Raw genomic sequence first — 8994 nt, 5'->3', positions numbered from 1 at the left:
CCTGCCACGTCACGTTCCGCGGTGTGTGCCTGGCGGCCCACGTGGTGGCCCGGCAGCCCGGGCTGACCGCCGGGATCCCGGACGCTGCGTTCGCCGCGCCGGGCCTCCGGCTCCGCAACGCCGTGGCCCTGGACCACACCGGCGACAGCGACGGTTGCCTGCGGGTGCTGCGGGACGTGGCCGCCGACCTGGCCCGCTTCGTCCGCGCCGGGCGGGCCGGCCAGCTGCGCCCGAGCAGCCTCGCCGCGTGCGGCTACGCGGCGGCCCGACAGGCCGCCCTCGGCGACCAGGTGGCGACCGAAGGCGCCCAGCCGGCCCGGTTGATCAGCCACGGCGGGGACAGCGCCCGCGCCCGCGACCTGCGTCAGCTCGGGCAGGTGTGCCTCGCCGTCGCCGACGGGCGGCCGATCGAGGCGGTCGCCCGACTGGACACCGTCCAGGTGTCCAACGAGACGCTCGGGGCGGCCGAGCCGGCCCGGCTGCGCAGCATCGCGCTGACCCGCGCTGGGGACCACCTCTCGGCGCACCGGGCCGACCGGCTGGCGTTCCGGCTCGCCGCGCAGCGCAACGACCGGCTGCGTGACGTCTACATCGACGGCATCGCCGCCCGCATCGACCACGAGGAGATGCGCCGCGAGGCGGCGCGCTTCGAGGGCGAGGCGTTGACCGACCCGCTCACCGGGCTGCCGAACCGCCGCCGGCTGGAGCGGTACATCACCGCCGTGGTCACCCGGGGCGAACGGGTGGTGATCGGCGTCTGCGACCTGGACGGCTTCAAGGCGGTCAACACCCGGCACGGCCACCACTCCGGCGACCTTGTGCTGCAACGCATCGCCGGCGTGATCAACCGGGTGATGCGCCGGGGCGACTTCGTGGCCCGCTACGGCGGTGACGAGTTCGTGGTGGTGCTGCCGGACACCGGCATGGCCGAGGCCGCCGAGGTGGCCCGCCGGATCGAGGCCGCGGTCCGCCTGGAGGACTGGGAATCGTTGGTGCCGGGCACCCCGGTCGGGGTGAGCATCGGCTTCGCCGAGGTCTCCGGCGGCAGCGGGCTGCGCGACGCGCTCAGCGTCGCGTTCGAGCAGGCCGACCGCGAGATGCTCCGCGCCAAGACCCGCCCCCGCGCGAGCTGACCCCCGGCCAGGCCCCTGGCGCCGGCGTCGATCACCCGGGCACGCTGGCGTCGATCAAGGAGTTGTGGTGCCTCGCGAAAACGCCACGGCGCGACAATTCGCCCACCACAACTCCATGATCGACGAGGCGTACCGCCTCAGCTCGGTGTTGCGGTCGCGGTCAGCGGCGGGTCAGCTCGGTGTCGCCGGCGAGGCGGGCGGCCCGGTCGGCCTCGGTGAGGGCGTCCAGCACCCCGTCCAGCTCGCCGCCGAGCGCCAGATCCAGGTTGTACGCGGTGTAGCCGATCCGGTGATCGGTGATCCGGTTCTGCGGGAAGTTGTAGGTGCGGATCCGCTCCGAGCGGTCCACGGTGCGCACCTGGGCCTTACGCGCGTCCGAGGCGGCGGCGTCGGCCTGTTCCTGGGCGGCGGCGAGCAGCCGGGCCCGCAGGATCCGCATCGCCTGCTCCCGGTTCTGCAACTGGGACTTCTCGTTCTGACAGGAGACGACGATGCCGGTCGGCAGGTGGGTGATCCGCACCGCCGAGTCGGTGGTGTTCACCGACTGGCCGCCCGGGCCGGACGAGCGGAACACGTCGATGCGAAGCTCGTTCTGGTCGATCGTGACGTCGACGTCCTCGGCCTCTGGCAGCACCAGCACCCCGGCGGCGCTGGTGTGGATCCGGCCCTGCGACTCGGTCACCGGGACACGCTGCACCCGGTGCACACCGCCCTCCCACTTGAGCCGCGACCAGACGCCGTTGCCGCCCTCCGGCACGCCCTTGGTCTTGATCGACAGGGAGACGTCCTTGACCCCGCCGAGATCGGAATCCTGTGCGTCGATCACCTCGGTGATCCAGCCGTGCCGCTCGGCGTACCGGGTGTACATCCGCAGCAGGTCACCGGCGAACAGCGCCGACTCCTCGCCACCCTCGCCGGCCTTGATCTCGACGATCACGTCCTTGGCGTCGTGCGGGTCACGCGGGATGAGCAGCTCGGCGAGGCGCTCCTCCAGCACCGGCAGGGACCCGGCGATGGACTCCGCCTCAGCCGCGAAGGACGGGTCCTCGGCGGCCAACTCGCGAGCCGCGGCCAGATCGGCGCGGGCCTGCTCCAACTCGTCGGCGGCCTTGTGCAGCGGCACCAGCTCGGCGTACCGGCGGCCGACCCTGCGCGCGGTGGCCTGGTCGGCGTGGATGGCCGGATCGGCCAACCGCTTCTCCAGCTCCGCGTACTCGTCGAGAAGGCCGGCCAGACGCTCGCTGCTCATGCTGCGGATGCTCCTTCGACGGTGCGCGACGACCGGCCGGGGCCGGAAGGCCGACGGCCGGGCGGAAACGGAGGAAAATGCGGACGGCGCCCGCGTCCGGCGAAAAACCGGACGCGGGCGCCGAACGAGGAGCTACTTGGCCTTCTTGGCCTGAACCTTGGCGTACTTCTGCTGGAACTTCGCGACCCGGCCGGCGGTGTCGAGAACGCGCTGCTTACCGGTGTAGAACGGGTGGCAGGCGCTGCAGGTCTCGGCGTGGATCGCCCCGCCCTTGGCGGTGCTGCGGGTCGTGAACGTGTTGCCACAGGAGCAGCTGACCTCGGTGGTCACGTACTCCGGGTGGATGTTTGCCTTCATCTCGCCTCGGTCCTCTCGTTGGTGGTCGCCGGGTCGCCGTCATCGCTCGTCGCGCCGTACGCGACGGGCTCGGGCGTGAACCGGAACCGGTGGCCGATTGACCAGTGTGCCATGGGCCTGAGCCGACCCGGTAATCGGGCCGCACACCTCGTCCGGCATCGTCAACACGTGCCTACCGGTCCGCATTCCCGCCGCCCGACGGGGCATTCGCGCACCCGGTGGAAAGCCGCCAGGTACCCCGCCCGGGGTACGCCCGTCGAGCCGGAGGTGCGTCGATGACCCGCCTGATCGCCACCCGGGGACTGCCCGCCTCGGGTAAGACGACGTTCGCCCGCACGCTCCAACCGTCCGTCGCGCGGGTGAACCGGGACGACCTGCGCCGGATGCTGCACGGCGAACGGTTGTTCACCCAGTGGGCCGAGGCGCAGGTGACCGCCGTCCAGCAGGCTCAGGTCGAGGCGCTGCTACGGGCCCGCGCGGACGTCTGCGTGGACGACACCAACCTGCGCGCGCGGACGCTGCGGGGCTGGGCCGACCTGGCCGCCCGCCACGGCGCCGACTTCGAGGTGCACGACTTCACCGACGTGCCGCTGGACGAGTGCCTGCGCCGCGACGCCGCCCGCCCGGCCGCCGACCAGGTCGGCGCGGACGCGATCCGCCGGCTGCACGAGCGGTACCTTCAGGGGCGGGAGTTGCCGTTGCCGGTGCCACAGGCCCGCACCGGAAGCCCCGCCGTGGTGCACCCACCGTCGACCGAGCCGCCGGAGATCGTTCTGGTGGACATCGACGGCACCGTCGCGCTGGCCGTCTCCCGCAGCCCGTACGACATGACCCGGGTGGGCCAGGACCAGCCGAACACGGCGGTGATCGCGGCGGTCCGGGCGATGCACGCCGCCGGGTACGGGGTGGTCTTCTGCTCGGGGCGGGACGCCTCGGCCCGCGCGGCCACCGAGGCGTGGCTGGCCCGGCACGTACGGGTGCCCTACCTGGGCCTGCACCTGCGGGCCGTCGGCGACTCCCGGAAGGACTCGATCGTCAAGCGGGAGATCTACGACCGGGAGATCCGGGACCGTTACCGGGTGGCCGGCGTCTTCGACGACCGCGTCCAGGTGGTGCAGATGTGGCGGTCTCTCGGCCTCACCGTCTTCCAGGTGGCCGACGGCGACTTCTGAGGTGTCCGGACGGGCCCCGCGCGTGGGGGCCCGTCCGGACAGTTCACCCGGTGACGGTGATGGTGGCCTCGGCACGGGCGCCGTTGACCTCGACCGTCAGGCGTACCGGCGCGCCGGGCCGCAGTGCCGTCAGGGTGCCGGTGGCCGGGTCGAACCGGGCGGTGTGCCAGGGACGCACCCCGGCGGCCGAGCCGATGTGCACTCCCGGCGAGGCCGACCAGTCGGCGCTGACCGGCGCGGCCACCGGGACCGTACGCCCGCCGGGCTGGGTCAGCGTGGCGGTGACCGTCGCGGGGGTGCCGACCGCGACGCTGGCCGGGGCGGCCACCGTGAGCCGGTCGACGTGCGCGTGGAACTCCGCGTCCACCCAGCGCGGGCCCTCGGCGAGCGGGTCACGGCGGGCCCGGTCCGCCTCGGCCGGGGTCACCGGGTCCACGCCGAACTCCGTCCAGCCGGTGAAGCCGCCCTGGTCGGCAGGGGTGGACGGCGTCTTGCCCGCATTGCCGTTGATCACGTACGGCACCCCGTCCACCCGGTCGGCGTGGAAGGTGCCGACGTGCCCGCCCACGAACAGCGCGCCCTTGCCGGTGCGGTGCTGGAAGTCGGCCAGCCACTGCTCCAGCAGCGCCGCCTCCTTGCGGTCGCCGAGTTGGCTGGCCTGCGCCGGGCTGGGGTCGCGCGGCGGGTGGTGGTGCAGGACGACGATCGAACCCACGCGCCGGTCGGTGGCCGCCGCGTCCAGCGTCTCGCGGAGCATCCGTACCTGGTCGAAGCCCCCGCCGCGCAGCGTCCCGGTGGACGAGTTCAGCGTGACGAACCGGGTGCCGTTGTGGTCGAACACCCGGGAGGTGGCACCGAACACGGCGGCGAAGTTGCTGATCGGGGCGCCCATGATCTCGTGGTTGCCGGGCACGTAGTACCAGGGCAGCGCGTCGCCCAACTCCTCGTCGAGGATCCGCCGGGCCAGCGCGAAGTCGGCCGGGTAGGCGGTGTCCACGAAGTCACCGTTGATCAGGAGGAAGTCGGGTCGGGCCGCCTGCACCTCGCGCAACGTCCGCCGGGCCTGGGCGACCAGGTCGCTGTCCGGGTCGACGGCGACGAACTGGGCGTCGGAGAGCACCGCGAACCGCCACGGCGCGCCGTCCACCGTGCCGTCGCGGACCACCACCCGATCGGTACGCGAGGCCGCCTCCGGCACGTCGACCGTCGGGGGCACCTTCGCCACCAGGTCGTCGATGATCACCTCGCTGGTGTACTGCGCGGCGGCGTTCGTCTCGGCCACGTAGAAGCGGCGTACCCGCACCGGGTACTGCACCCCGGCCGGCACCGCGAACTCCACGTACCGCCAGCCGGTCCAGGTGATCAGTGGGCCACGCAGCACGTGCTGGGTGTCCTGGGCGTCGTGCAGGTGCAGGCTGGGCCACTCCCCGGTGCCGTTGCCGTGGATCCACATCCCGAAGGCCTGCGGCTGACCGGGCACCTCGATCCAGGCGGGCGGGTCGGCGTACGCGGCCCGCGTGCCGGTGGACTGACCGAAGTCGTACGACATGCGCAGGCCGGTGCCGGTGTGCCCCGGCGCCGGGGCGACCGAACCGCTGGCGCGGGCCTGGCTGAACCGCCAGGAAGCGGCGTCGTCGAAACCGGCGACCGGCACGTCGGTCAGGCCGACGGTGACCGGCAGGACCACGCTCGTGCGGCCGACGCGAACGGTCACCAGGCCCGAGCCGGTGTCCCCCAACGCGGCGACGGACAGGTTGCCGTCCCCGGTGGGGGTGATCCGCAGCAGGTCCCGGTTGTAGTCGAGGGTGAGGTCGGCCGGCTCGATCGGCGCGGTGTTGCCTTCGGCGTCGTACCCGACCACGCCGACCAGGGCGTTACCGTCCCGGCCGGTCAGCCCGATCCGCGGCGTGGTGGTGCCGATCCGGGCCAGCGGGCCGAGCACGTTCAGGTTCAGCGAGCCGGTGACCCGCCCCCGTGCGGCGGTGACCGTGCTGGCCCCCGGTGCGCCGGCGTGGAACACGCCGTCACGGTCGACCCGGCCGCGTACCGCAGGGGTCGCCCGCCAGGTGGGAGCGCCGGCCGCCGGGCCGTACGTCTCGTCGTAGCCGGATGCGGTGAGGGTGCGGGTCAGGCCCGGGAAGACCCGGTCGGGCCGCCCACCTCGCACCGGTGAGACACCCGGGGCGGCGGTGGGGTCGCTGGCCGTCTCGACCCAGTAGCCGGTGAGTCGCCCGCTGCCCTTCGGCGCGTAGATGGCCAGGCCGTTGGGCACGGCCCGTTCGCTGCCGTCGGAGGGGCCGTTCTCCACCTGCACGGCGGGCGCGCCCGGCTCCCGGGCCAGCAGCGTGGACGATCCGCCGCCATCCAGGTTGAGCGCGTGGTGGGCGCCCAGCTCGGCCATCATCCGGCCCATCTCGGTCTGCGTCACGCCGCGGCTGTCGACCTGACGACCGTCCACCGTCAGCATGATCATCTTTCGACCGTCGGCGCTGAACCCGACAGCGGTGCGGGGGGCGAGGGTCGGATCGGCGATGTTCTGCACGACGCCGTCGCGGACCAGCACGTTGCCGCCCCCGACCGCCGCGTGCAGGGTGCTGCCGTCGGAGGGCTTCGGCCGCCAGGCCACCGCCACCGGGTCACCGGCGCGCAGGCCGGCCAGCGCGTCCGCGCCGAGGTCACGGCCGAGCAGCACGGTGCTGCCGGCGGCGATCGGGCCGCTGCCGGCCACGCTTCCCACCGCGACCACCCGACCGTTGGTCACGGTGACCTCGACCACCCGGGCCGCGCCCTCCACGGCACGCGACCGGGTGTACGTCCCCCACAGGTCGGTGAAGGCACCGATGCCGTCGGCCTGGACCATGTTGTTGAACTGGGTCAGCGGGACGGGCCCGGTGGGCAGGGTGGCGCTGCCGTCGAAGTTCACCTCGATCACCCGCCCGAGGCCGTTCGTGGTGACCGCCACCGCGTTGCGGTGACCGCTGACCCCGGACTGGATCAGCTCCCCGTCCCGGACGCCGACGCCCTGGGCGGCACCGGAGTTGTTGATGTCGAAGAAGTCGCCGTTGACCGCGGCGACCGCCCGCGACTGGTCCACCGCCTTTCGCAGCGGCTCGGCGCGGCTGACCGCGCCGGAGTTGACGTAGTCGACGGTGGAGCCGCCGCCCAGGTCGGTGGTGAGCGCATCGGCGCGCAGCCAGCCCTCGGCGTCGTACCTGTCGAAGGACGTCAGCTGCACGCCGGGCGCCACCGGTCGGGTGGCCTTCGTGGTCTCCAGCCCGCCGGCCGGCTCCAGACCGCCAACGCCGACGGCCGGGGCGGTCGCGACTGTCGGGGAGCCGGCCAGGCTGACCGAGCCGGCGGGGCGGGAGGACGCGGGCGGGGCGTCCTCCGCGATGGTGGGTGAGGCCAGGGACGGTGAGGCCACGGTGGGCGGGGCGATGGTGGGAGCGGCAGTGGCCGGCGGCGACAGGGCCAGGGCGAGCAGCGGCGTCAGCAGCAGGACGCCGGTGCGGCGGGCGGATCGTCTGCGGGTACGCATGGACGACAGTCAACCCGGCCATGAATAGAAGTTTCAATACCTGTCGACTGAACCGAAGGAAAATTCCATCAACTCCCGGCGCGGGCGTCGGACCCGGGGACATGACGAAGGGGCACGGCCGAGATGGCCGTGCCCCTTCGTCGTCACCCGGAGAGGGTTACTCCCCCGGCGTCGACTTCGCGATCTGCATCAGGAACTCGATGTTCGTGCGGGACTGCTTGAGCCGGTCCAGCAGGAGATCCATCGCGGCCTGCGAGTCCAGCGAGTGCAGCACCTTCCGGAGCTTGTGGATGATGGCCAGCTCTTCCGGTGCGAGCAGGACCTCTTCCTTACGCGTACCGGACGGGTTGATGTCGATGGCCGGGAAGGTCCGCTTGTCGGCGATCTTCCGGTCCAGCTTCAACTCGGCGTTGCCGGTGCCCTTGAACTCCTCGAAGATGACCGTGTCCGCCATGGACCCGGTCTCCACCAGCGCCGTGGCGATGATGGTCAGCGACCCGCCGTTCTCGATGTTGCGGGCCGCGCCGAGGAAGCGCTTCGGCGGGTAGAGCGCGGTGGAGTCGATACCACCCGACATGATCCGGCCGCTGGCCGGCGCCGCCAGGTTGTACGACCGACCGAGCCGGGTCACCGAGTCGAGCAGCACGACAACGTCGTGTCCCAGCTCGACGAGGCGCTTGGCCCGCTCGATGGCCAGCTCCGCCACCGTGGTGTGGTCCTGCGGCGGACGGTCGAACGTGGCCGCGATGACCTCGCCCTTGATCGACCGCTGCATGTCGGTGACCTCTTCAGGCCGCTCGTCCACCAGCACCACCATCAGGTGGCACTCCGGGTTGTTGCGGGTGATCGCGTTCGCGATCGCCTGCAGCACCATCGTCTTACCCGCCTTGGGCGGAGACTGGATGAGTGCCCGCTGGCCCTTGCCGATCGGCATGACCAGGTCGATGACCCGGGTGGTCAGGATGTGCGGCTCGGTCTCCAACCGCAGGCGCTCCTGCGGGTAGAGCGGAGTGAGCTTGTAGAACTCCGGACGACGCCGCGCCTCCTCCGGCTCCATCCCGTTGATCGTGTCCAGCCGCATCAGCGGGTTGTACTTGTCGCGCCGCTGGTCACCGCTGTTGCCGCCCTCGCGGGCCGCCCGCACCGCACCGGTGATCGCGTCACCGCGGCGCAGGCCGTACTTCTTGATCTGGGACATCGAGACGTACACGTCGTTCGGGCCGGCCAGGTAACCGGTCGTCCGCACGAAGGCGTAGTTGTCGAGCACGTCGATGATGCCGGCCACCGGGACGAGCACGTCGTCCTCGTTGACCTGCGGCTCACGCCCGCCGGTGTCGGCGCCGGTCTCGGTGCGCTCGCCGCGCCCGCGGCGACGGTCGCGGAAACGGCTGCGCCGGCCGCGCCGGCCGCCACCCTCGCCGTCGTCGTCGTCGCTGTCCCGCTCGGCCCGCTGACCACGGTCGTTGCGGTCGTTGCGGTCACCGCGGTCGGGCCGGTCGTTGCGCTCGGCCCGCTCGCCCCGGTCGGCACGCTCCCCCCGGTCGT

Annotated in this window: 6 protein-coding genes; 2 read left to right on the top strand and 4 right to left on the bottom strand. The window is 72.7% G+C overall.

All coding sequences use genetic code 11. The features are described 5' to 3' along the window. A partial coding sequence (locus tag PSH25_RS16085; RefSeq protein WP_238659864.1) for a GGDEF domain-containing protein occupies positions 1–1133 on the top strand: 1133 nt, incomplete at its 5' end. A gap of 160 nt (positions 1134–1293) precedes the next feature. Here the strand turns inward: PSH25_RS16085 and prfA are convergent. Together prfA and rpmE are read right to left on the bottom strand one after the other, a co-directional pair. Then, positions 1294–2382: a peptide chain release factor 1 gene (prfA, locus tag PSH25_RS16080; protein WP_238659863.1), complete on the bottom strand. Its 1089-nt coding sequence runs from the start codon at positions 2380–2382 to the stop codon at positions 1294–1296. A 132-nt stretch (positions 2383–2514) separates the two neighbouring features. Then, entirely contained in the window at positions 2515–2739 is a 225-nt protein-coding gene (gene rpmE, locus PSH25_RS16075; protein ID WP_030333150.1) for a 50S ribosomal protein L31, read from the bottom strand. A gap of 275 nt (positions 2740–3014) precedes the next feature. Here rpmE and PSH25_RS16070 point away from each other — a divergent pair, with 275 nt between their 5' ends. Next, the gene (locus PSH25_RS16070; protein WP_238659862.1) at positions 3015–3911 is read left to right on the top strand and encodes a phosphatase domain-containing protein; all 897 of its coding nucleotides are present in this window, start codon (positions 3015–3017) and stop codon (positions 3909–3911) included. A gap of 43 nt (positions 3912–3954) precedes the next feature. On the opposite strand, the gene PSH25_RS16065 is transcribed toward PSH25_RS16070, so the two are convergent. Together PSH25_RS16065 and rho are read right to left on the bottom strand one after the other, a co-directional pair. After that, complete coding sequence (locus PSH25_RS16065) at positions 3955–7449, bottom strand: phosphodiester glycosidase family protein (RefSeq protein ID WP_238659861.1); 3495 nt, start codon at positions 7447–7449, stop codon at positions 3955–3957. A gap of 157 nt (positions 7450–7606) precedes the next feature. Then, positions 7607–8994 (bottom strand): transcription termination factor Rho (gene rho, locus PSH25_RS16060; protein ID WP_238659860.1); only part of this gene is annotated, 1388 nt, incomplete at its 5' end.

It is taken from the genome of Micromonospora foliorum (assembly GCF_022229015.1).
Taxonomy (GTDB): Bacteria; Actinomycetota; Actinomycetes; order Mycobacteriales; family Micromonosporaceae; genus Micromonospora; species Micromonospora foliorum.
Note: the sequence above shows the minus strand (reverse complement) of the source record. Positions and strands in the feature narration are given on the sequence as shown.